We start from the raw sequence: 22,592 nt of genomic DNA on the forward strand, positions 1-22,592 counted from the left end.
ACCAACGAAAACGCGGGGCCGAAGCCCCGCGCGTGATGCGATGCCGGTCGTCAGACCGTGGCCGGCGTGCCGTCCGGACGCGCCGGCGGCGTGTTGCCGCCACCGCTCTTGTTGGCCGACGGCGTCCAGTCCTTGGGCGGCCGCGGCGGCTTGCCGGACATGATGTCGTCGATCTGCTCGCTGTCGATCGTCTCCCACTCGAGCAGCGCTTGCGCCATCGAGTGCATCTTGTCCTTGTGGTCCTCGATCAGCTTGCGCGCGACGACGTAGCGTTCGTCGATGATGCGGCGGATGACCTCGTCGACCTTGCGCATGGTCTCCTCGGACATCGTCGTCGTCTTCGTCACCGAGCGGCCGAGGAAGACCTCGCCCTCGTTCTCGGCATAGACCATCGGGCCCAGCTCGTCGGTCATGCCATAGCGCGTGACCATGTCGCGGGCGATCTGGGTCGCACGCTCGAAGTCGTTGCTGGCGCCGGTGGTCATCTGGTTCATGAACACCTCTTCGGCGATGCGGCCGCCGAACAGCACCGAGATCGTCGACAGCATGCGCTCCTTGTCCATGCTGTAGCGGTCGCCTTCGGGCAGCTGCATCGTCACGCCCAGCGCACGGCCGCGCGGGATGATCGTCACCTTGTGCACCGGGTCGGTCTTGGGCAGCAGGCGCGCCACTAGCGCGTGGCCGGCCTCGTGGTAGGCCGTGTTCTTGCGCTCTTCCTCGGGCATGACCATGGACTTGCGCTCGGGGCCCATCATGATCTTGTCCTTGGCGCGCTCGAAATCGACCATCTCGACGACGCGGCCGTTGCGGCGAGCGGCGAACAGGGCAGCCTCGTTGACGAGGTTGGCCAGATCGGCACCCGAGAAGCCCGGCGTGCCGCGTGCCAGGATGTCGGCGCGGATGTCCTGACCGACCGGCACCTTGCGCATGTGCACGTTCAGGATCTGCTCGCGGCCGCGCACGTCGGGCAGCGTCACGTAGACCTGGCGGTCGAAGCGGCCCGGACGCAGCAGCGCCGGGTCGAGGATGTCGGGCCGGTTGGTGGCCGCCATCACGATGACGCCGAGGTTGGTCTCGAAGCCGTCCATCTCGACGAGCATCTGGTTGAGCGTCTGCTCGCGCTCGTCGTTGCCGCCGCCCAGGCCGGCACCGCGGTGGCGGCCGACGGCGTCGATTTCGTCGATGAAGATGATGCAGGGCGCGCTCTTCTTCGCCTGCTCGAACATGTCGCGCACACGCGCCGCGCCGACGCCGACGAACATCTCGACGAAGTCGGAACCCGAGATGCTGAAGAACGGCACCTTGGCCTCGCCGGCGATGGCCTTGGCCAGCAGCGTCTTGCCGGTGCCCGGAGGGCCGACCAGCAGCACGCCGCGCGGGATGCGGCCGCCCAGCTTCTGGAACTTCTGCGGGTCCTTCAGGAAGTCGACGAGTTCCTTGACCTCCTCCTTGGCCTCGTCGCAACCGGCGACGTCGGCGAAGGTGGTCGAGTTGTTGGCCTCGTCGAGCATGCGCGCCTTGCTCTTGCCGAAGCTGAAGGCGCCGCCCTTGCCGCCGCCCTGCATCTGGCGCATGAAGTACACCCAGACGCCGATCAGCAGCAGCATCGGGCCCCAGCTGACGAGGATGCTCATCAGCACCGAGGGCTCCTCGCGCGGCTTGACGTCGAACTTGATGCCGTTGTTGATCAGGTCGCCGACGAGGCCACGGTCGAGGTAGGTCGCCGTGCTGCGCAGGCGCTTGTCGTCCGTCGTCGTCGCGATGATCTCGGTGCCACCGCCGGGGTTCTCCTGCAGCGTGACCGACTTGATGCGCTTGCTGCGGACCTCCTCGAGGAAGTCGGAGTAGCCGATCTGGTTACCCGCCGTCGCACCTCTGTCGAACTGCTTGAAGACGGTGAAGAGCACGAGGGCGATCACCAGCCAGACAGCGACCTTGGAAAACCACTGATTGTTCACCGCGGCTCCTTCTCCAGTTCAACGGCGCGGAAGGCCACCACGCGGGCCAACCGAATTCCACGGTAGGTGGGGATCATTCTATTCGACACAAGGGTATGGGCCGGGGCGAGAAAAGCTGGGTGAAACGGACGGATTGATGTCATTTTCCGCTCTCGGCGACGCCCTTGCCGCTCTTGGGGCCGATGCCGACCAGAAAAGTCTCGGCCGACTTGTCGCGCGAAGCCTTGGGCTTGATCGGCTTGACGATGCGAAAGCTGTCCTTGAAGAGCTTGACGAGCTGGCTGTAGCCGCTGCCGTGGAAGGCCTTGCAGACCAGCGCGCCCTCGGGCTTGAGGTGCTGGAGCGCGAACTCGACGGCGAGTTCCACCAGGTGCGCGACACGCGCCGCGTCGGACACCGGGATGCCCGACAGGTTGGGTGCCATGTCCGAGACGACGATGTCGACCGGCCGGCCGGCCAGTTCGGCCGCCAGGCGGGCGGCGACCTCGTCTTCGCGGAAGTCGCCCTGCAGGAAGGTGACGCCTTCGATCGGCTCGAAGTCGAGGATGTCCAGCGCGATGATCGTGCCGTCGAGCGCGCCCGCCGCGGCGCCTTCGGGCGCGAAGCGGCGACGCAGGTACTGGCTCCAGGCGCCGGGCGTGGCGCCGAGGTCGACGGCGACCTGGCCGGGCCTGATCAGCGCGAAGGCCTCGTCGATCTCCTTGAGCTTGTAGGCGGCACGCGAGCGATAGCCCTCGCGCTGCGCCGCTTTCACGTACGGATCGGTCAGGTGATCGTGCAGCCAGGCGCGATTGACGCGTTTGCTCTTCGATGATTTCATTCGTCAGTCGATAATACGGCGATGCCCGCCATTGAACTCACGCCTGCCGAGCGCAAGCAACACCGCGCCGATGCCCACCACCTCGACCCCGTCGTCCTGATCGGGGCCGACGGCCTGACCCCTGCGGTGGTCAAGGAGACCGACGCGGCGCTCAAGGCCCACGGGCTGATCAAGGTCCGCATCTTCTCCGACGACCGCAACGCGCGCGCGGCGATGATGGCCCAGTTGGCCGGCGAGCTGAACGCCGCGCCGGTGCAGCAGATCGGCAAGCTGCTGGTGCTGTGGCGCCCGATCCCGGCCAAGGAGAAGACCGAACGCGAGGACCGCAAGCCGGGGCCGCGCGTCGTCAAGCTGGTCAAGTTCTCCAAGAGCGGCAACCACCGCGCGACCGTCACCAAGGTCAAGGTCTACGGCAACCAGCGCGTCACCGCCGGCGGCCAGATCAAGCGCGTGAAGCCGCGCGCCACCAGCGTCAAGAAGAAGGCGAGCGACTGAACGTCGCGCGCCAGGCCAAGGTCAGCACCAGCACGCACTTCAGCGCATAGATCGAGCTGCTGATCGCGTGCAGGGCGCCGAAGGACAGCGCCCCCTGCCCCAGGCGCGCCGCCGGCATCATCGGCTGGATGACGAAGTAGCCGAAGACGGTGCAGAAGATTGCACCCAGGGCCAGGCCCAAACCCCAGGAGAACTGCGGGCCGCCGTCGCGCCGTGCGGCAGCGCGTTCGAGCAGCACCATCACGATGCCCAGCGCCAAGCTGGTGTAGGCCTCCTGGGCCAGCATGCGCGCGGCCAGGCGGCCGGCGTCGGCCTGCGGCAGCAGCGCGAAGCCGGCCGGCGTCGCCAGCAGCGCGACACACAGCAACCAGCCGGCCCACAAGCCGGGCAGCAGGCGGCGCCAGCGCTCCTGCGCCATCGTCAGAGGTACTTCACCTCGACGATTTCCCAGTGCTTGAGGCCGCCCGGCGCCTGCACTTCGGCGACGTCGCCGGCTTCCTTGCCGATCAGCGCACGCGCGATCGGGCTGCTGATCGAGATGCGGCCTTCCTTCAGGTCGGCTTCGTCGTCGCCGACGATCTGGTAGGTGACTTCGGCCCCGGTGTCCTCGTCGGCGAGATCGACCGTGGCACCGAAGACGACCTTGCCGCCGGCGTCCAGCGCCGACGGGTCGATGACCTGGGCCGCCGCGAGCTTGCCCTCGAGTTCCTTGATCCGGCCTTCGATGAAGCCCTGCTTGTCCTTGGCCGCGTCGTACTCGGCGTTCTCGGACAGGTCGCCCTGGGCGCGCGCCTCGGCGATCGCCTGGATGACCGCATGGCGCTCGACGGTCTTCAGGCGTTGCAGTTCTTCCTTCAGCTTTTCGGCGCCGCGCCGGGTCAGGGGGATGGTGGCCATGGTGAGCGTCTTGTGTGCGGACAAAGTGAATCCGCCGCAGGGGCCCCCTCGGGCGCCTGCGGCGGATCAGCGAAGGCCCGGAGTCTAATTCAGTTCCGCGTGCAATTCCTGGAGCGAAACCACTTCGAGGTCATCCTGATGCTTCAATGCCTCGGTGGCGGCCTCGCTGCCGGCCATGGTCGTGTAATAGGTGACCCGATTGGCCAGCGCCGCGGTACGGATATAGCGTGAATCGGCAATCGCCGTACGCGTTTCGTCCACCGTAGTGAAGACCAGCTGCACTTCGCCGGCCTTCACCTTGTCGGCGATGTGCGGGCGCCCGTCCTTGACCTTGTTGACCAGCTTGACCGGCACGCCGGCATCGGCAATCGCCTGCGCCGTGCCCTTGGTGGCGAGCACCTCGTAGCCCAGCGCGACGAGTTCGGCGGCCACCTTCACGGCGCGCGGCTTGTCGCTGTTCTTCACGGTGATCACGACCGTGCCCTTCTCGGGCAGGCGCGAGCCGGCGCCGAGCTGGCTCTTCAGCATCGCCTCGCCGAAGGTCTTGCCGACGCCCATCACCTCGCCGGTGGAGCGCATCTCGGGGCCCAGGATCGGGTCGACGCCAGGGAACTTGTTGAACGGGAAGACCGCCTCCTTGACGCTGAAGAACGGCGGCACGATCTCGGCGCCGATGCCCTGCTGCTTCAGCGACTGCCCGGCCATGCAGCGCGCAGCGATCTTGGCCAGCGGGCGGCCGGTGGCCTTGCTGACGAAAGGCACGGTGCGCGAGGCACGCGGATTCACTTCGAGCACGTAGACGACGGCGTCCTCGCCTTCGCCCTGGACGGCGAACTGGGTGTTCATCAGCCCGACGACGCCCAGCGCCTTGGCCATCGCCGCAGCCTGGCGGCGCATCTCGTCCTGCAGCGCGGCCGACAGCGTGTACGGCGGCAGCGAGCAGGCCGAGTCGCCGCTGTGGATGCCGGCGGCCTCGACGTGTTCCATGATGCCGCCGATCAGCACCTCGCCGGCGGCGTCGGCGATGCAGTCGACGTCGACCTCGACGGCGTCGTCGAGGAAGCGGTCCAGCAGCACCGGGCTCTTGTCGCTGACCTTGACCGCCTCGCGCATGTAGCGCTCGAGGTCCTTGTCGCCGTGCACGATCTCCATCGCGCGGCCGCCGAGCACGTAGCTCGGGCGCACGACCAGCGGATAGCCGATCTCGTGCGCCAGCGCCAGGGCCTGTTCCTCGGTGCGCGCGGTGCGGTTGGGCGGCTGCTTCAGGCCGAGTTCGTGCAGCAGCTTCTGGAAGCGCTCCCGGTCCTCGGCGATGTCGATCGAGTCGGGCGTCGTGCCGATGATCGGCACGCCGGCGCGCTCGAGGTCCAGCGCCAGCTTCAGCGGCGTCTGGCCGCCGTACTGGACGATGACGCCGACCGGCTTTTCCTTGTCGACGATCTCGAGCACGTCTTCCAGCGTCACCGGCTCGAAATACAGACGGTCGCTGGTGTCGTAGTCGGTCGACACGGTTTCCGGGTTGCAGTTGACCATGATGGTCTCGTACCCGTCCTCGCGCATCGCCAGCGCCGCGTGCACGCAGCAGTAGTCGAACTCGATGCCCTGGCCGATGCGGTTGGGGCCGCCGCCGAGCACCATGATCTTCTTCTTGTCGGTCGGCTCGGCCTCGCACTCCTCGTCGTACGTGGAGTACATGTAGGCCGTCTGCGTCGCGAACTCGGCGGCGCAGGTGTCCACGCGCTTATAGACCGGGCGCACGCCCAGCTCGTGGCGGCGCGCGCGCACCGCGTGCTGGTTGGTGCCCAGCAGCTTGGCCAGACGCTTGTCGGAGAAGCCCTTGGCCTTCAGCCAGCGCAGTTCGGCGGCCGACAGCGCGGCCAGATTGGCACGCGCGGCGACCTGCTGCTCGGTGGCGACGAGGTCCTGGATCTGGGCCAGGAACCAGGGGTCGACCGCGGTCTCCTCGAAAACCTCGTCGAGCGTCATGCCGATGCGGAAGGCGTCGGCCAGGAACAGGATGCGCTCGGGGCCGACGTTGCCGATCTCGTCGACGATCTCGTCGCGGTCGGTGCTGCGTTCGGTCAGGCCGTCGATGCCGGTCTCCAGGCCGCGCAGCGCCTTCTGGAAGCTTTCCTGGAAGCTGCGGCCCATCGCCATCACCTCGCCGACGGACTTCATCTGCGTCGTCAGGTGCGGGTCGGCGGCCGGGAACTTCTCGAACGCGAAGCGCGGGATCTTGGTGACGACGTAGTCGATCGAGGGCTCGAAGCTCGCCGGCGTCGCGCCGCCGGTGATGTCGTTGCGCAGCTCGTCGAGCGTGTAGCCGACGGCCAGCTTGGCCGCGACCTTGGCGATCGGGAAGCCGGTGGCCTTGGACGCCAGCGCCGACGAACGCGACACGCGCGGGTTCATCTCGATGACGATCAGGCGGCCGTTGTCCGGGTTCACCGAGAACTGGACGTTGGAGCCGCCGGTGTCGACGCCGATCTCGCGCAGGATCGCGATCGACGCGTTGCGCATCAGCTGGTATTCCTTGTCGGTCAGCGTCTGCGCGGGCGCCACGGTGATCGAGTCACCGGTGTGGATGCCCATCGGGTCGAGGTTCTCGATGGAGCAGACGATGATGCAGTTGTCCGCGCGGTCGCGGACGACTTCCATCTCGTACTCCTTCCAGCCGATCAGCGACTCCTCGATCAGCAGTTCCTTGGTCGGCGACAGGTCGAGGCCGCGCTTGCAGATCTCCTCGAACTCCTCCGGGTTGTAGGCGATGCCGCCGCCGGTGCCGCCCATCGTGAAGCTCGGGCGGATGACCATCGGGAAGCCCGTGCCGCCGATCTCGGACTGGATGCGCCGCTGCACCGCGAGCGCTTCTTCCATGCTGTGCGCGATGCCGCTCTTGGCCGATTCCAGCCCGATGGCCGTCATCGCGTCCTTGAACTTCATGCGGTCTTCGGCCTTCTCGATCGCGTGCTCGTTGGCGCCGATCATCTCGACGCCGTACTTGGCGAGCACGCCGTGGCGGTGCAGGTCCAGCGCGCAGTTCAGCGCTGTCTGGCCGCCCATCGTCGGCAGGATCGCGTCGGGGCGCTCCTTGGCGATGATCTTCTCGACGACCTGCCAGGTGATGGGCTCGATGTAGGTGACATCGGCCATCTCCGGGTCGGTCATGATCGTCGCCGGGTTGCTGTTGACGAGGATGACCTTGTAGCCCTCCTCGCGCAGCGCCTTGCAGGCCTGGGCGCCGGAATAGTCGAACTCGCAGGCCTGGCCGATGATGATCGGGCCGGCGCCGATGATGAGGATCTTGTGGATGTCGGTGCGCTTGGGCATGGGTCAGGCTCTCTCTTGCATCAGCGCCACGAAGCGGTCGAACAGGTAGCCGATGTCGTGCGGGCCGGGGCTGGCCTCGGGGTGTCCCTGGAAGCAGAAGGCCGGGCGGTCGGTGCGCGCCAGGCCCTGCAGCGTGCCGTCGAACAGGCTGACGTGGGTGGGGCGCAGGTTGGCGCCGAGCGTCTTCTCGTCGACCGCGAAGCCGTGGTTCTGGCTGGTGATGCTGACGCGGCCGCTGTCCAGGTCCTTCACCGGGTGGTTGGCACCGTGGTGGCCGAACTTCATCTTGAAGGTCTTCGCGCCCGAGGCCAGGGCCATGATCTGGTGGCCCAGGCAGATGCCGAAGGTCGGCACGCCGGCGTCGATGATCTCGCGGGCGGCGGCGATGGCGTAGTCGCAGGGTTCCGGGTCACCCGGGCCGTTGCTGAGGAAGACGCCGTCGGGTTTCAGCTTGAACACCTCGGCGGCCGGCGTCCTGGCCGGCACGACGGTGACGCGGCAGCCGCGGTCGGCCAGCAGGCGAAGGATGTTGCGCTTGACGCCGAAGTCGTAGGCGACGACGTGGAACTCCGCGTCGGCCAGCGTGCCGTGGCCGCGGCCGAGCTGCCAGGAGGTCTCGGTCCACTCGTAGGGCGCGTCGGCCGACACGACCTGGGCCAGGTCCAGCCCGGCCATCGACGGCGCGGCCTTGGCGGCGGCGACGGCCGCGGCGATCTCGGCTTCACCGACGACGGTGCCAGGCGCGAAGCTGACGATGCAGCCGTTCTGCGCGCCGGTGGTGCGCAGCACGCGCGTCAGGCGGCGGGTGTCGATGCCGGCGATGGCCACCGTGCCCTCGCGCTCGAGGTACTGCGACAGCGGCATCGCAGCACGGAAGTTGGAGACGCGCAGCGGCAGGTCTTTGATGACCAGGCCGGCGGCATGGACCTTCGCGGCCTCGACGTCTTCCTCGTTGACCCCGACGTTGCCGATGTGCGGATACGTCAGCGTGACGATCTGCCGGCAATAGCTGGGGTCGGTGAGGATTTCCTGGTAGCCGGTGAGCGCGGTGTTGAACACCACCTCGCCAACGGTCCGACCGGGCGCGCCGATCGAGGTACCGAGGAAGGTCGTGCCGTCTGCGAGTGCGAGGAGTGCGGGGGGCAGGACGGGCAGCAAGAGAAAAGCTCCGGGATTCGCGCGCCCAGCGCCACCCGGTGAGGGGTGGATCCGAGGGGAAACCGACGACGGAGTTTCGCTAGGGCTGCGGTGATGGCGGGTAAACCTACGGAGTATAGCGCGGAACAAGCGCCACCCCTGAAAAAGGCGCTTGCCGTGCCGACGCCAATGCGGCGATGAAGTGCCGCAGCGCCATGTCAACCGCGAGCCAGAACCCGGGATGGCGCAGGGCCATTCGGCGATTCACGGAACCTACAATCGGTTTCCGACTCCAAGAGTCGTCTTTGTCACAACCCCCTTCGGAGGTCTGATGGATCGCACTTCGCCCACCTACGGCGGTTTCGCAGGCGGCGGCGTTCTGACCGCGCAGCGCAACCGCGTCCTGCGCAACACGTATGCGCTGCTCGCGCTGTCTCTCGTCCCGACCGTGCTCGGCGCCTGGATCGGCGTCGCCACCGGCATCACCGCCAGCCTCGGCATGGGGATGAGTGCGCTGGTGTTTCTCGGCGGCGCGTTCGCATTCATGTTCGCGATCGAGAAGACCAAGAACTCGGCGGCCGGCGTCGGCGTGCTGCTCGGCTTCACGTTCTTCATGGGCCTGATGCTGTCGCGCATGCTGGCGGCCATCCTCGGCTTCTCGAACGGCGCCTCCCTGATCATGATCGCCTTCGGCGGCACTGCGGCGGTCTTCGCCTCGATGGCCACGCTGGCGACCGTCGTCAAGCGCGACCTGTCGGGCCTGTCGAAGTTCCTGTTCGTCGGCGCGATCCTGCTGCTGGTGGTCGGGGTCATCAACATCTTCGTGCAGTCCAGCGCGCTGATGCTGACGATGTCGGTCGCCGCGATCGGCATCTTCTCGGCCTTCATGCTGGTCGACGTCAAGCGCGTCATCGACGGCGGCGAGACCAACTACATCACGGCCACGCTGGCGATCTACCTGGACCTGTACAACGTGTTCCAGAGCCTGCTGATGCTGCTGGGCGTGTTCGGCGGCGAACGCGACTGACGCTCGATCGCACAACGAAAACGGGGCCCTCGGGCCCCGTTTTTCTTGGTGCACGCGGTTTCAGGCCACAGCGTCCGGCGCCGGCTCAGCGGCGAGTTCCGGCGCCGCCTCGCCTACGGGACGTGGGCTCAGTGCCGCCTCGCTGCGCTCGAACACCGCGATGCTCTCGACGTGCGCGGTGTGCGGGAACATGTTGACGACGCCCGCCGCGACGCAGCGGAAGCCCGCCAGGTGCACGATCAGCCCGGCGTCACGCGCCAGCGTCGCCGGGTTGCAGCTGACGTAGACGATGCGCCGCGGCGGCGTCCAGCCTTCGCGGCCGCGCAGCTCAGCCAGCGACTTGGCGAGCGCGAACGCACCCTCGCGCGGCGGGTCGACGAGCCAGGCGTCGGCCGCGCCGCTGGTCATCAGCTCGTCGGCGCTCATCTCGAACAGGTTGCGCGCCGCGAAGCTGGTGTTGGCCGCAAGGCCGTTGGCGGCGGCGTTCTCGCGTGCGCGCTGCACCAGCGTCTCGCTGCCTTCGATGCCGTGCACCGCGGCCGCGCGCCGCGCCAGCGGCAGCGTGAAGTTGCCCAGGCCGCAGAACCAGTCGACGATGCGCTCGTGCGGCTGGGGCGCCAGCAGCCGTACGGCGCGGTCGACCAGCACGCGATTGATCTGCGGGTTCACCTGGGTGAAGTCGGTCGGCTTGAACGGCATCGTCACGCCGTACTCGGGCAGCGAGTAGGCGAGCTGCGGCCCGCCCTCGTCGAGGCGGTGCACGGTCTCCGGCCCCTTGGGCTGCAGCCACCACTGCACGCCGTGCTCGGCACCGAAGGCGCGCAGCCTGGCCGCGTCGCCCGCCGACAGCGGCTCCAGGTGGCGCAGCACCAGCGCGATGACCTCGTCGCCGGCCGCCAGCTCGATCTGCGGCAGGCGGTCGCGCTGCTCCATCGCGCCGATCAGCTCACGCAGCGCCGGCAGCATCGCGCTGACCTTCGCCGGCAGCACCGGGCACTCCAGCATGTCGGCGACGTAGCGCGACTTGCGTTCGTGGAAGCCGACGAGGACGACGCCCTTCTTCGGCACGTAGCGCACCGACAGCCGCGCGCGCCAGCGGTAGCCCCAGGCCGGGCCGTGGATCGGCCGCAGCAGCCGCTCGGGCTTGACCTTGCCGAGGTGCCAGAGGTTGTCCTCCAGCACGCGCTGCTTGACGGCCACCTGGGCCGCCGGATGCAGGTGCTGCATCTTGCAGCCGCCGCAGGCGCCGGCGTGCAGCCCGAAATGCGGGCAGCCCGGACGCACGCGCTGCGAGCTTTCGCGCGCCAGCGCCGACAGCACGCCCTGCTCCCACTGGTTCTTGCGCCGCGAGACCTGCACCTGCACGGTCTCGCCCGGCAGCGCGCCCTCGATGAACACCACCTTGCCGTCGGCGCGGTGCGCGACGCCCTGGGCCTCGAGGTCGAGCGACTCGACCTGCAGCCAATCCATACCTGAACTCATGCCCGGATTATCCCGGGCCGGCGCACCCGTTCAGAACAGCGCGTCGCGATCGACGCCACGCCGCACCATGCGGCGCTTGAGCTTGAGCAGCGCTTCCTGCTGGATCTGGCGGATGCGCTCGCGCGTCAGACCCAGGCGCGCGGCCAGTTCCTCCAGCGTCTCGGGCTCGCGGTCGCGCAGGCCGAAGCGGCCGGCGAGCACCTCGCGCTCGCGCTCGTTGAGTTCGGCCAGGCCGTTGTCCAGCAGGTGCACGGCCTCGCGGCTGAGCGTCAGGCCGAGCGGGTCGATGGCGTCTTCGTCGGCCACCGTGTCGAGCATCGACTCGCCGCTCTCGCGCTCCAGCGGCATGTCCAGCGAGGTCGGCTGCTCGGCCAGCTTCAGCAGCTCGGCGACCTCCTCGACCGGGCGCTGCAGCGCCGCGGCGACCTCGTCGACCGAGACCGGCCGCTCGGCCTCGCCGCGGCGCGCGGACTCCAGCGCGCGGCGCGCCTTGAGCACCTGGTTGAGCTCGCGCACGACGTGCACCGGCAGCCGGATCAGCCGCGCCTGATGCATGATCGCCCGCTCGATGCTCTGGCGGATCCACCACGAGGCGTAGGTCGAGAAGCGGAAGCCGCGTTCGGGCTCGAACTTGCCCGTGGCGTGCATCAGGCCCAGGTTGCCTTCCTCGATCAGGTCGATCATCGGCATGCCGCGGCCGACGTAGTGCTTGGCGATGCTGACGACGAGGCGCAGGTTGCGCTCGATCATCGCCTGGCGGGCGGCGAAGTCGCCGGCACGGGCACGCACCGCGGTCGCATGCTCTTCCTCGGCGCTCATCAGCGGCGCGCGGCGGATGTCGCGCAGATAGCTCTGCAGCGTGTTGCCGTGCTCGCCTTCGCCGTCGGCCGGCACCTGGGCCGGCGCCTCGGCGGCCTCGGGCACCTCAGGCGAGGCCCCGGGCTCGAACGTGTCGGAGCCTTCGGCGGGGCCGTCGTGCGCATCGCGCCTCGTGACCATCCGCCGGGCTCCGTCGCCGCTACCGCGAGGGCAGCAGTTTCGCCGGATCGACCGGCTTGCCCTGACGCCGGATCTCGAAGTGCAGCTGCACCCTGTCGGCGTCGCTGGCGCCCATCTCGGCGATCTTCTGGCCGCGGCGGACCGCCTGGTCCTCCTTGACCAGCAGGGTCTGGTTGTGCGCGTACGCCGACAGGAAGGTGGCGTTGTGCTTGACGATGATGAGGTTGCCGTAGCCGCGCAGGCCGGAGCCGGCGTAGACCACGCGGCCGTCGGCCGCGGCGTAGACCGGATCACCGGCCTTGCCGGCGATCGACAGGCCCTTGCTGCGCACCTCGTCGAAGCCGGCGACGACGCTGCCGGCGGCCGGCCAGGTCCAGTTGACGTCGTCGTCGCCGTCGCGCGCGGCAGGTACCGACGACGAGGACGAGGAGCCCGAAGCCGGGCTGGCGCTGGCGGTGCTGGCCGCTGCGGGCGCGGTGGCCGCGGGTGCCGGAGCGGATGCACCGGAGGCCGAGCCGCTCGCCGGACGGGACTCGGCGCGCGCGGCCGGTGCCACCGGGCGCACGACGACGCCGTTGGGGTCGGCACCGGGCGGCACGACGCGCACGACCTGGCCGACTTCGATGCGGTCCGGGTTCTCGAGGTTGTTCCAGCGCGCGATGTCGCGCCAGTTCTGGCCGTTCTCCAGGCCGATGCGGATCAGCGTGTCGCCGGGCTTGACGGCGTAGTAGCCGGGCTTGCCCAGGTTTTCCTGGCCGGGCGGCGGCTTGGGCGCGGTCTCCGGCGCGGCCGAGGCCGGGCTGGAAGCGACCGGACGGCCGCTGCGGTCTTCGACCGGGGCGCGGTGCGAGGGGTTGGCGCAGCCAGCCAGCACCGCGGCGGCCACCGCCATCAGCAGCAGGGAAGGCGCCGGGCGAAGCCGGGTGCCGGGACGGGAGTTCTCGAACGTTGCGTCGTATGTCATGCCGTGCCGGATTTTAGGGGGACGAAATGGACGGCATCGTGAACCTGACGGCGCAGGCCTTCGGGACGCCGGTCGATGACGACGAGCACCTGCCCGCCGGCGGCCGGGTCGTGCATCGGCGCGACCAGGCGCCCGCCTTCGGCGAGCTGGTCCAGCCAGGCTTGCGGGATGTCTTCGCCGCCGGCGGCGGCGACGATGCTGTCGTACGGCGCCAGCGGCGCATGGCCCAGGCGTCCGTCGCCATAGAGCAGGCGCAGGTCGCCGGGATGGCGCGACGCGGCCAGGTTGTCGCGCGCCTTGTCGTGCAGCGGCTTGAGCCGTTCGATCGAGACGACGCGCTTGGAGATCTGCGCCAGCAGCGCCGCCTGGTAGCCGCAGCCGGTGCCGATCTCGAGCACGCGGCCGAGGTGGCCGGCAGCCGCGGCACGTTCGCCGCCGAACAGCAGCGCCAGCATGCGGCCGACGACCGAGGGCTTGGAGATCGTCTGGCCGAGACCGATCGGCAGGCTGGTGTCCTCGTAGGCCTGGGTCGCCAGCGCGCTGTCGACGAAATGGTGGCGCGGCACCGCGGCGAAGGCGCGCAGCACCGGCTCGCAGCGCAGGCCGTCGGCGTGCAGCCGGGCGACCATGCGCTCGCGCACCGCGGGCGAGTCCAGCCCCAGGCCGCTGGGCGCGACGCGGCGCGCGGCGTCGCGTGCGGCTTCGTGCAGCGGCCGCTGCGGGCGCAGGACGTCGGTGGCCGGGCGCGCCGGCGAGCGCGGCTGCACGTGCTGCAGCCCGAGCGGGAACCGCGGCGGCTTACCGCTCATGCGAGCGGAACGCCCAGCCGCGACGCCCAGGCGCCGCGCATCGCGTGGTCGGTGAGGTCCACCTGCAGCGGCGTGATCGACACCGCGCCGTGCGCGACGGCGTGGAAGTCGGTGCCTTCGCCGGCGTCGCGCGCGTCGCCGGCCGGGCCGATCCAGTAGATCGGCTCGCCGCGCGGGTTGGTCTGGCGGATCACCGGCTCGCTGGCGTGGCGGCGGCCCAGGCGCGTCACCAGGCGCGGCAGCGACGCGGCATCGGCCCGGTTGGGGATGTTCACGTTGAGCAGCCAGGGCCCGGTGGGCGGGCCGCCGGCGAGCACCTGCTCGACGATGGCGCGCGCCGTGGCCGCGGCGGCGTCCAGGTGCGTCCAGCCCTTCTCGGCCTGCGAGAAGGCGATCGCCGGGACGCCGAACAGATAGCCTTCCATCGCCGCGGCGACGGTGCCCGAGTACAGCGTGTCGTCGCCCATGTTCGCGCCCTGGTTGATGCCCGAGAGCACCAGGTCGGGCTTGTGCGGCAAGAGGCCGGTCAGCGCGACGTGCACCGAGTCGGACGGCGTGCCGTTGACGACGCGGAAGCCCTGCACCGGCTCGCCACGCGCCTCGAAGACCGACAGCGGCCGGTTCAGCGTCAGCGCGTTGGAGGTGCCGCTGGCGTTCTGCTCCGGGGCGATGACGTCGATCGTGCCCAGGCCCTCGCAGGCCTTGACCAGCGCGGCGATGCCGGGGGCGAGGTAACCGTCGTCGTTGGCGATCAGGATGCGCATCGGGGCATTGTAGGGAGTCGGCCGGGCGTCGCCTGCGCGACGGCCGTGGCCCGCGGCGCTGCCTAAGATGCCGCCCACCCCCGAGAGGAGAAGACGATGAAGGCCTGGCTCTGCGAATCGCTGGACGGCGTCGCCGGCATGCACTGGCGCGAGCTGCCGACGCCCGAGCCGGCGCCCGGCGAGGTGCGTGTGGCGATCCGCGCCGCGAGCCTGAACTTCCCCGACCTGCTGATCGTCGAGGGCAAGTACCAGGCGCGCCCGCCGCTGCCCTTCGTGCCCGGCGCCGAGTTCGCCGGCGTCGTCGAGGCGCTGGGCGAAGGCGTGACGACGCTGGCCGTCGGCCAGCCGGTGGCGGTCATCGGCACCCACGGCGGCTTCGCCACCCACGCCTGCGTCGATGCCGGCCGCGCGATCGCGTTGCCGCCGGGCTTCGCGCTCGAGGACGCGGCGGCCTTCGCCTTCACCTACGGCACCTCGCAGCATGCGCTGCTCGACCGCGGCGCGCTGCGCCCCGGCGAGACGGTGCTGGTGCTGGGCGCCGCGGGCGGCGTCGGCACCGCGGCGCTGCAGATCGCCAAGGCGGTCGGAGCGCATGTCATCGCCGCGGCCTCCGGCGCCGAGAAGTGCGCGCTGTGCCGCGAGCTGGGCGCCGATGCCGTCATCGACTATTCGGTGGAGAACCTGCGCGATGCGCTGAAGGCCTTGACCGGCGGCCGCGGGCCCGACCTCGTCTACGACCCCGTCGGCGGCGAGCTGGCCGAGCCGGCGCTGCGCTCGATCGCCTGGCGCGGGCGCTACCTGGTCGTCGGCTTCGCCAGCGGGGCGATCCCGGCCCTGCCCTGGAACCTGGCGCTGCTCAAGGGCGCGTCCATCGTCGGCGTCTTCTGGGGCGAGTTCGTGCGCCGCGAGCCGCAGGCCAGCGCTGCGGCCATCGGCCAGCTCGCGCGCTGGTACGCCGAAGGCCGCATCAAGCCCGTCGTCGGCGCCCGTTTCGCGCTCGAAGACTTGCCCCAGGCTTACGAGCGCATGGCCTCGCGCCGCGCCCTGGGCAAGCTGATCGTCGTTTGTGGCAACTGAGGCAGGGGGTCCACCTTTCCGGGCGCGAAACGAACGCGCTAGGATGGCGCACGATCGAATACGGGGAGGTCGGCTATGGCCGTAAAGGTGCTGATCCTGGAAGACAACCCGGTGGCGCGAAGTTTCCTCTGCCGGGTCGTTCGTGAGAGCTTCAGCGACGCGAATCACATCACCGAGGCCGGGGACCTCGAAACGGCGCGCCGCCACATCACGCTGGCGGGCGGCGCGACCGGCCTGCACGGTGTCGACCCCTTCAAGCTGATCCTGATCGACCTGGAGCTGCCGGACGGCAACGGCATGGAGCTGCTGGCCGAACTCGCGCACTACCCGGCGACGAAGATCGTCACGACGCTGTACTCAGACGACGAGCACCTGAGCCCTGCAGCACGGTGCCGACGGCTACCTGCTGAAGGAGGACCGCTTCGAGGTCCTCGTCGAGGAGTTGCAGAAGATCGTGCGCGGCCAGCCGCCGCTGTCGCCGGCGATCGCACGCCGGCTGCTGACCCACTTCCGTCAGGGCGCCGGCCCCGACGTCGCGCCCGACAGCGGCTTCGTCAACACCACCGGCTTCACGACCAGCCGGCCGGTGCCGATGGAGAAGGCGCTGCCCGAGCACGAACGCCTGACGCCGCGCGAGAGCGAGGTGCTCACCTACCTCAGCAAGGGCTTCACGATCAAGGAGATCGCGAGCCTGATGGGCATCAAGTGGTTCACCGTCAACGACCACATCAAGTCCATCTACAAGAAGCTGAACGTCTCGAGCCGGGCCGAGGCCGCGGTGCTCGCGAGCAAGCAAGGACTGGTCTGAGCGCCCGGCGGCCCGCCGCCGCCCCCATCATCGCCATGACGGAACGCCCCGCCGTCCCCGGCGATTCGAGCTTCGCGAACTCGGCGCTGGAGCCCACGCTCGGCACCGACCTGCCCCAGCACTGGACCGGCTGGCGACGCCAGCTCCTCGTCGTGCTGACGGTGCTCGGCTGCCTCGGGCTGCTGGCGCTGACACGCTGGCTGGCGGCCAGCCCGGCGCTCGACGTGGTGCTGCTCGGCGCCACCGGCGCTCCGCCGACGGTGTTGTCGACCTCGGTCCCGGCGCTGGAGCCCATGGTCGGGCGGGCCCCGATCGCGCTGCGCAACGCCGACGGCCGCGAGGTCCGGGTCGACGCGCTGCTCAACGAACACTCGCCGCGCTGGCAGGTCGACGACGCGGTGCGCGAGCGCGTCGTCGCGCAGCAGGAGGCGCTGGCCGAGGTGCTGGAAGGCCGGGAGGTCTTCGTCGAGTTCCGCAACGGCATCGAGCTCCCGGTGCTGGCGCGGCCGCGCGGATTCGACGGCCTGGGCCTGCTGTACTGGCCGCTGACGGCGCTGGCGCTGGCGGTCTACCTCGTCGGCGCGATCGTGCTGCTGGCACGCCCGCAGGGCCGCAACGTCGTCTACCTGTTCGTGATGCTGAGCCAGGCGGCGACGCTGCTGTTCATCGCCGTCGGCTCGATGCGCGGCCTGGGGCTGCCCGCCGGCTTCGCGACCGTCGAGCCGCTGGCGCGCATGGTGCTGGACCTGGCCGTCGGTGCCGCCGTGCTGCACGCCTTCACGCAGCACCCGCGGCTGCTGCCGCACCGCCAGGCGATCGCCGCGGCCGGCTGGCTGCCGGTCTTCGTGCTGCCGGTGCTGGCGCACAGCGGCGCGCTGAGCCACGTCTGGTGGTGGACGCAGGGCGCGCTGCTGGCCCAGGGCGCGGCGGCGCTGGCGACGATCTCCTGGTCCTACCGCATCGAGGCCAACCCCTTCGCCGCGGTGCTGCGCCGCCTGGGCGTCTTCACCCTGGCTGCATTCGCGCTGGTGACGCTGGGCATGGCCGCCGCCGCCGGGACGACGGGCAGGCCGGGCACCGTGGCCGCCGCCGGCTCGCTGGTCTGGACGCTGTTCTTCACCTCGCTGCTGCTGCTGGTGCCCTTTCTGTCGCGCTCGCGCATGGCGCTGCGCGAACTGGCGATGCTGGCCGGCATCAGCACGATCGCGGTCTCGCTGGACCTGCTGTTCGTCGCCCTCTTCTCGCTCGGCCCGTTCACATCGCTGACGCTGGCGGTGTTCCTGGCGCTGGGCGCCTACGCCGGGGCGCGGCAGTGGATCCTCAACCAGACGATAGGCTCGGAGGTGCTGACCACCGAGCGCACCTTCGAGCAGCTCTACCGCGTCGCCCGCGAGTTGCAGAAGCAGCCCTCGCGCTATTCGACGCTGGTCGCCGAACTGCTGCGCGAGCTGTTCGAGCCGCTTGAGGTGCTGCGGCTGGAGCGCGACTCGCCGCGCGCCTCGGTGGTCGGCGGCGGCGCGGCGCTGGTCGTGCCGGTGCGCAGCAGCCGCGGCGGTGGCCGGCCGCTGTCGCTGGTGCTGCGTTTCGCGCGCCGCGGCCAGCGCCTGTTCTCGCGCGACGACGCCCGGCTGGCCGAGCGTGTCGTCGACCAGCTCAAGCGCGCCGTCGCCTACGACCAGGCGGTCGAGCGCGGGCGCAACGAGGAGCGGCTGCGCATCGCCCAGGACCTGCACGACGACATCGGCGCCCGCCTGCTGACGCTGATGTACCAGGCGCAGACCCCTGAGATGGAGGACTACATCCGCCACACGCTGCTCGACCTGAAGACGCTGACGCGCGGGCTGGCGGCGGCCAACCACCGCCTGTCGCACGCTTCGGCCGAGTGGAAGGCCGACCTGACCCAGCGCCTGACGGCCGCCCAGGTGCAGCTCGGCTGGTCGGTCGAGTTCGACCGCGACGTGCGGCTGACGGTGGTGCAGTGGTCGGCGCTGACGCGCGTGATCCGCGAGTTGGTGACGAACTCGCTCTACCACGGCCACGCGTCGCGCGTGGACCTGCAGATGGCGCTGCACGGCACGCGGCTGACGCTGGCGGTCAGCGACGACGGCGACGGCCGCGCACCCGAGGGCTGGGCCCACGGCCTGGGGCTGGGCGGCGTGCGCAAGCGCGTCAAGCTGCTGGGCGGCGAGGTGCGCTGGCGCGAGAACGGCCCGCGCGGCATCGTCTGCGAGGTGCTGGTGCCCGACTTCCAGACGCCGGACGAGGACGGCTGAGCCGCCGCAGCGTGATCGGCGTGAACGGCGTCAGCGGCGCCAGCGCCGCCGCAGGTCCAGCAGGTGGGCGACACCCGCGGCCGCCAGCCCGGCGGCCACCCAGGTCCAGGCGGCGCCGGCCAGCGCCGCACGCACCGCCAGCATCAGCGCCAGGCCGGCGCAGAGGTTGGCGACGAAGTCACGCGGCGCCAGGCCGCGCCCGGTGCGCGCGTGCCAGATCCAGAGGACCAGGGCCTCCAGCAGCGTGACGGCGATGACGAGGTCGACGAGCGCCACGCGCCGTGTCAGACCCGCGCCAGGCCCAGCAGGTGCGCGATGTCCTTGAAGAAGATGCGCACGTGGGCCATCGGCTTGCGCCGCGTCAGCCGCTTGTTCATGTACGAGTCGAAGGTCAGCTGCTGCACGTCCTTGTCCTTGCAGATGCTGACGAAACGCTCGCGGCGCTTGTCGCTGGAGTACCAGAAGCGCTGCAGGATGCCGAGGATCCAGAACACGCGGCCGTGCTCGCGCATGAAGTTGCGGCGCGCGCCGGCCAGCGCCTTGGCGTCGCCGGTGCGCAGCATCTCCAGCACCGCCTCGGCGGCGAAGCGGCCGCCGGCCAGCGCGTAGTAGATGCCCTCGCCCGAGGCCGGCGCGACGACGCCCGAGGCGTCGCCGGCGAGCACGACGTCGCGGCCGTTGTCCCAGCAGCGCAGCGGCTTCAGCGGGATCGGCGCGCCTTCGCGGCGGATCGTCTTGCAGTTCGCCAGGCCGGCGTCCTCGCGCAGCTTGGCCGTCGCGTTGCGCAGCGAGAAGCCCTTGTCGGCGCTGCCGGTGCCCACGCTCATCGTCTTGCCGTGCGGGAAGACCCAGCCGTAGAAGTCCGGCGAGATCGTGCCGCGGTAGTAGACGTCGCAACGCGAGGGGTCGTAGTCGGGGTGGCCGGGTTCCGGCGCCTCGATGATCTCGTGGTAGGCGAAGACGTACTCGACCTCGTGCGCGCACGAGATCTGCTGGCGTGCCACCTCGGAGCGTGCGCCGTCGGCGCCGATGATCGCCCGGGCGCGCACCGCGGCCTCCTGGCCTTCGCCGCGTTCGCCCTTCTCGTGCGGGCGGTAGCGCACGATGGCGCAGCCGTCGGCGTCGCGGTCGATGCGCTCGAAGGTGCCGGTGCGGCGCACCGCGCCGCACTGGCGCGCACGCTCGCGCAGCCATTCGTCGAACTGCTCGCGGTCGACGAGGCCGACGTAGCCGTTCTCGATGTGGATGTCGACCTTGACGTCGGTCGGCGAGATCATCCGGGCGCACAGCGCCTTGGCGACGATCAGCTCGTCGGGAATGCCGAAGTCGCGGATCGCACGCGGCGGGATCGCGCCGCCGCAGGGTTTGATGCGGCCGGCACGGTCGAGCAGCAGCACGCTGCGGCCCTGCCGCGCGATCTCCGTGGCCGCCGTGGCGCCAGCCGGACCGCCGCCGACGACGACGACATCGAAGGTCTCCAGTTGCATCTCACTCCACCTTTGCCACCGCGGGTTCGACAAACAGGCGCGGCGTCGCGGTGGCGCGGGGCCGGGCATCGATCTTGGCCGCCAGGAAGGCGGACACCACGAAAAGCAGCGCCTCGGCTGCGAAGACGCTGGAATAGGCGACCGAGGACTCGCCCAGCAGCCAGTGAGCGAGGTCGCTGGCGCCGGTGCCGACGACACCGCCCAGGCCGAAGGCCACGGCCTGCGCCGCGCCCCACAAGCCCATGCGCACGCCTTCGCGGCCCTGCCGGCCTTCGCCGGCCAGACGCATCATCGAGCCGACGGCGGCGATCGAGAACGCGCCGTTGGCGACACCGAGCAGGAACACCGTCGCCTTGAACGGCCAGCCCGGGCCGACGATGCCGGCGCCGACCAGCGAGGCCAGGCACAGCGCCGACGCGAGGCAGCCACCCACCGACCAGGCGCGCAGCGAACCCAGGCGCTGGCCGGCCAGCGCGACCAGGATCATCCCGGTCAGCACGCCGCCGTGCTGCATGCCCGACAGCGAGGTCGACTCGCCCGGCGTGAAGCCGAAGACGGTGCCGGCGAAAGGCTCGAGGATCAGGTCCTGCGCGCTGAAGGCGAGCATCGAGACGAAGATGAAGACCGTGAAGCGGCGCGCGTCGCCGTCGGCCCAGACCTCGGCCAGCGCCTGACGGAAGTCGGGCTTGGCTTCGCTGTCGGCCGCCGGCGGCCGGCCCGCGCCTTCGACGCGGTACAGCGCGAGGTTCGCCAGCACGAAGGCCAGCACGGCGACGCCGGTCATCACCGTCATCAGTCGCGCCGGCGAATACGGGTCCAGCAGCTTGCCGGCGACGCCGGCGGTCACCGCCAGGCCGAGGATCATCATCATCCAGACGATGGTCGCGGCCGGCGCGCGGCGCTGTTCGGCCACACGCTGCGCCAGCAGCACCAGCAGCGAGGTGCCGGCGGCACCGACGCCCAGGCCGATGACGACGAAGGACACGAAGGCCGCGACGATGCCCGGCACGCGCGCCACCGGGATCAGCGCCACCGAGGCCGCGGCGCCGATGGCGCCGAGGCCCAGCACCGCCAGCCCGCCGATGATCCAGGGCGTGCGCCGGCCGCCGACGTCGGAGCCGAAGCCCATGCGCGGGCGCAGCATCTGCACCATGTAGTGCACCGCCACCAGCAGCCCGGGCAGCAGCGCCGGCAGCGCCAGCTCGACGACCATGATGCGGTTCAGCGTCGAGGTCGTCAGCACGACCATCGCGCCGATGCAGGCCTGCACCAGGCCCAGGCGGAAGACGGTGAACCAGCCGAAGTGCGCGAGCGGCGCACTCATGCCACGCCCCCGGTGGCGCGCAGCGCGAAGGCGCTGACCATCATGCCGCTGACGAACAGCGGCACGCCGAAGCCGCTGTAGAACAGCGCGCGCTTGACCGGGTCCTTCATGAACCAGACCATCAGCACGCCTTGCGCGACGAGCAGCGCGCCGATCGCCGTGGCGTGCCAGACGGCGCCCCACTGCACCAGCATGCCGATGACGATGATCTGCGGCACGGCCATCACGAGGCAGGCGGTGCGCGCGGCGCCGTCGACGCCCAGACGCACCGGCAGCGAGCCGACGCCCATCTTCTTGTCGCCTTCGATGGCCTTGAAGTCGTTGAGCGTCATGATCCCGTGCGCGCCCAGGCTGTAGAGCAGCGCCAGCGCCAGCGAGTGCGAGGCCGGCATCGCGCCGCCGGCCATCACCGCCGCACCGGTCACCCAGGCCAGGCCTTCGTAGGAGATGCCGCAGGCGGCGTTGCCCCACCAGCCGTTCTGCTTCAGGCGCACCGGCGGCGCGCTGTAGGCCCAGGCCAGGATCAGGCCCAGCACCGCGGCGCCGAAGCCCCAGGGGCCGAGCTGCGTGGCGACGAGCAGCGACAGCGCCGTCCAGCCGATCGCGATGTACAGGCCCCAGCGGCCGGGGATGCGGCCCGAGGGGATCGGACGGTTGGGTTCGTTGATCGCGTCGACGTGGCGGTCGAACCAGTCGTTGACCGCCTGGCTGGTCGCGCAGACCAGCGGCCCGGCGAGCAGCACGCCGAGGAAGACGAGAAACCAGTTCGCCGTGATCGGCTGTCCCGATGCGACGACGCCGCACGAGAAGGCCCACATCGGAGGGAACCAGGTGATCGGTTTGAGCAACTCCGCTACAGCGGACAACGCGGGCCTTGCCATGGGGCTGAATCTTGCGCTTGACAAAACAGAGCGTCAATTGTCGTTGACACAATCCCTGCC

20 protein-coding genes are annotated in these 22,592 nt (G+C 70.2%); 5 read left to right on the forward strand and 15 right to left on the reverse strand.

What is annotated here, in order from left to right; genetic code table 11:
* Positions 1 to 50 precede the first annotated feature (50 nt).
* Positions 51 to 1,958, reverse strand: a complete 1,908-nt coding sequence (ftsH, locus tag RGE_RS16180; RefSeq protein ID WP_014429523.1) for an ATP-dependent zinc metalloprotease FtsH — start codon at positions 1,956 to 1,958, stop codon at positions 51 to 53.
* A 139-nt stretch (positions 1,959 to 2,097) separates the two neighbouring features.
* A complete protein-coding gene (locus RGE_RS16185; protein ID WP_014429525.1) occupies positions 2,098 to 2,778 on the reverse strand; it encodes an RlmE family RNA methyltransferase in 681 nt (226 codons plus the stop codon).
* 21 nt (positions 2,779 to 2,799) lie between these two features.
* Here RGE_RS16185 and RGE_RS16190 point away from each other — a divergent pair, with 21 nt between their 5' ends.
* Positions 2,800 to 3,273 carry a YhbY family RNA-binding protein gene (locus tag RGE_RS16190; protein ID WP_014429526.1) on the forward strand — a complete coding sequence of 158 codons (474 nt, stop codon included), beginning with the start codon at positions 2,800 to 2,802 and terminating at the stop codon, positions 3,271 to 3,273.
* On the opposite strand, the gene RGE_RS16195 is transcribed toward RGE_RS16190, so the two are convergent.
* The 4 genes from RGE_RS16195 to carA all read right to left on the reverse strand — a co-directional run bounded on the left by RGE_RS16195 (position 3,251) and on the right by carA (position 8,658).
* Entirely contained in the window at positions 3,251 to 3,691 is a 441-nt protein-coding gene (locus RGE_RS16195) for a DUF4149 domain-containing protein (RefSeq protein WP_014429527.1), read from the reverse strand. The genes RGE_RS16190 and RGE_RS16195 overlap by 23 nt on opposite strands.
* A 2-nt stretch (positions 3,692 to 3,693) precedes the next feature.
* Complete coding sequence (gene greA, locus RGE_RS16200) at positions 3,694 to 4,170, reverse strand: transcription elongation factor GreA (RefSeq protein ID WP_014429528.1); 477 nt, start codon at positions 4,168 to 4,170, stop codon at positions 3,694 to 3,696.
* An 84-nt stretch (positions 4,171 to 4,254) separates the two neighbouring features.
* Positions 4,255 to 7,500 (reverse strand): carbamoyl-phosphate synthase large subunit, encoded by a 3,246-nt coding sequence (gene carB, locus RGE_RS16205; protein ID WP_014429529.1) that lies wholly within the window; start codon positions 7,498 to 7,500, stop codon positions 4,255 to 4,257.
* A gap of 3 nt (positions 7,501 to 7,503) precedes the next feature.
* Positions 7,504 to 8,658: a glutamine-hydrolyzing carbamoyl-phosphate synthase small subunit gene (gene carA, locus RGE_RS16210; protein WP_014429530.1), complete on the reverse strand. Its 1,155-nt coding sequence runs from the start codon at positions 8,656 to 8,658 to the stop codon at positions 7,504 to 7,506.
* A 310-nt stretch (positions 8,659 to 8,968) separates the two neighbouring features.
* On the opposite strand from carA, the gene RGE_RS16215 reads away from it, so the two are divergent.
* Positions 8,969 to 9,664, forward strand: coding sequence for a Bax inhibitor-1 family protein (locus RGE_RS16215; protein ID WP_014429531.1), 696 nt, complete (start codon positions 8,969 to 8,971; stop codon positions 9,662 to 9,664).
* Between the two features lie 60 nt (positions 9,665 to 9,724).
* Here RGE_RS16215 and rlmD read toward each other — a convergent pair whose 3' ends face one another.
* The 5 genes from rlmD to surE form a co-directional block, all read right to left on the reverse strand.
* Positions 9,725 to 11,146: a 23S rRNA (uracil(1939)-C(5))-methyltransferase RlmD gene (gene rlmD, locus RGE_RS16220; protein WP_014429532.1), complete on the reverse strand. Its 1,422-nt coding sequence runs from the start codon at positions 11,144 to 11,146 to the stop codon at positions 9,725 to 9,727.
* A 30-nt stretch (positions 11,147 to 11,176) separates the two neighbouring features.
* A complete protein-coding gene (gene rpoS, locus RGE_RS16225) occupies positions 11,177 to 12,145 on the reverse strand; it encodes an RNA polymerase sigma factor RpoS (RefSeq protein WP_014429533.1) in 969 nt (322 codons plus the stop codon).
* Positions 12,146 to 12,164: 19 nt separating this feature from the next.
* Positions 12,165 to 13,037, reverse strand: a complete 873-nt coding sequence (locus RGE_RS16230; protein WP_052311070.1) for a peptidoglycan DD-metalloendopeptidase family protein — start codon at positions 13,035 to 13,037, stop codon at positions 12,165 to 12,167.
* A 68-nt stretch (positions 13,038 to 13,105) separates the two neighbouring features.
* Positions 13,106 to 13,918 carry a protein-L-isoaspartate(D-aspartate) O-methyltransferase gene (locus RGE_RS16235; protein WP_014429535.1) on the reverse strand — a complete coding sequence of 271 codons (813 nt, stop codon included), beginning with the start codon at positions 13,916 to 13,918 and terminating at the stop codon, positions 13,106 to 13,108.
* Positions 13,915 to 14,682 carry a 5'/3'-nucleotidase SurE gene (surE, locus tag RGE_RS16240; RefSeq protein ID WP_014429536.1) on the reverse strand — a complete coding sequence of 256 codons (768 nt, stop codon included), beginning with the start codon at positions 14,680 to 14,682 and terminating at the stop codon, positions 13,915 to 13,917. Before surE ends, RGE_RS16235 begins: the two co-directional genes overlap by 4 nt.
* Positions 14,683 to 14,778: 96 nt before the next feature.
* Here surE and RGE_RS16245 point away from each other — a divergent pair, with 96 nt between their 5' ends.
* The 3 genes from RGE_RS16245 to RGE_RS16255 all read left to right on the forward strand — a co-directional run bounded on the left by RGE_RS16245 (position 14,779) and on the right by RGE_RS16255 (position 18,840).
* Positions 14,779 to 15,759 carry an NADPH:quinone oxidoreductase family protein gene (locus RGE_RS16245; RefSeq protein ID WP_014429537.1) on the forward strand — a complete coding sequence of 327 codons (981 nt, stop codon included), beginning with the start codon at positions 14,779 to 14,781 and terminating at the stop codon, positions 15,757 to 15,759.
* Positions 15,760 to 16,201: 442 nt separating this feature from the next.
* Positions 16,202 to 16,567: a helix-turn-helix transcriptional regulator gene (locus RGE_RS24675; RefSeq protein WP_232504942.1), complete on the forward strand. Its 366-nt coding sequence runs from the start codon at positions 16,202 to 16,204 to the stop codon at positions 16,565 to 16,567.
* A 35-nt stretch (positions 16,568 to 16,602) separates the two neighbouring features.
* Positions 16,603 to 18,840 (forward strand): sensor histidine kinase, encoded by a 2,238-nt coding sequence (locus RGE_RS16255; RefSeq protein WP_043784196.1) that lies wholly within the window; start codon positions 16,603 to 16,605, stop codon positions 18,838 to 18,840.
* Positions 18,841 to 18,870: 30 nt separating this feature from the next.
* On the opposite strand, the gene RGE_RS16260 is transcribed toward RGE_RS16255, so the two are convergent.
* From RGE_RS16260 to chlG, 4 genes are read right to left on the reverse strand one after another with little or no spacing between them, the layout of a single operon-like run.
* A complete protein-coding gene (locus RGE_RS16260; protein ID WP_081528260.1) occupies positions 18,871 to 19,116 on the reverse strand; it encodes a hypothetical protein in 246 nt (81 codons plus the stop codon).
* An 8-nt stretch (positions 19,117 to 19,124) separates the two neighbouring features.
* Positions 19,125 to 20,327, reverse strand: a complete 1,203-nt coding sequence (locus RGE_RS16265) for a geranylgeranyl diphosphate reductase (protein WP_014429539.1) — start codon at positions 20,325 to 20,327, stop codon at positions 19,125 to 19,127.
* A 1-nt stretch (position 20,328) separates the two neighbouring features.
* Entirely contained in the window at positions 20,329 to 21,651 is a 1,323-nt protein-coding gene (locus RGE_RS16270; RefSeq protein WP_014429540.1) for a BCD family MFS transporter, read from the reverse strand.
* Positions 21,648 to 22,532 (reverse strand): chlorophyll synthase ChlG, encoded by an 885-nt coding sequence (gene chlG, locus RGE_RS16275; RefSeq protein ID WP_014429541.1) that lies wholly within the window; start codon positions 22,530 to 22,532, stop codon positions 21,648 to 21,650. The genes RGE_RS16270 and chlG overlap by 4 nt, the downstream gene beginning before the upstream one ends.
* Positions 22,533 to 22,592: the final 60 nt, after the last annotated feature.

Origin of the sequence: Rubrivivax gelatinosus IL144 (genome assembly GCF_000284255.1) — a bacterium.
Classification (GTDB): Bacteria; Pseudomonadota; Gammaproteobacteria; order Burkholderiales; family Burkholderiaceae_C; genus Rubrivivax; species Rubrivivax gelatinosus_A.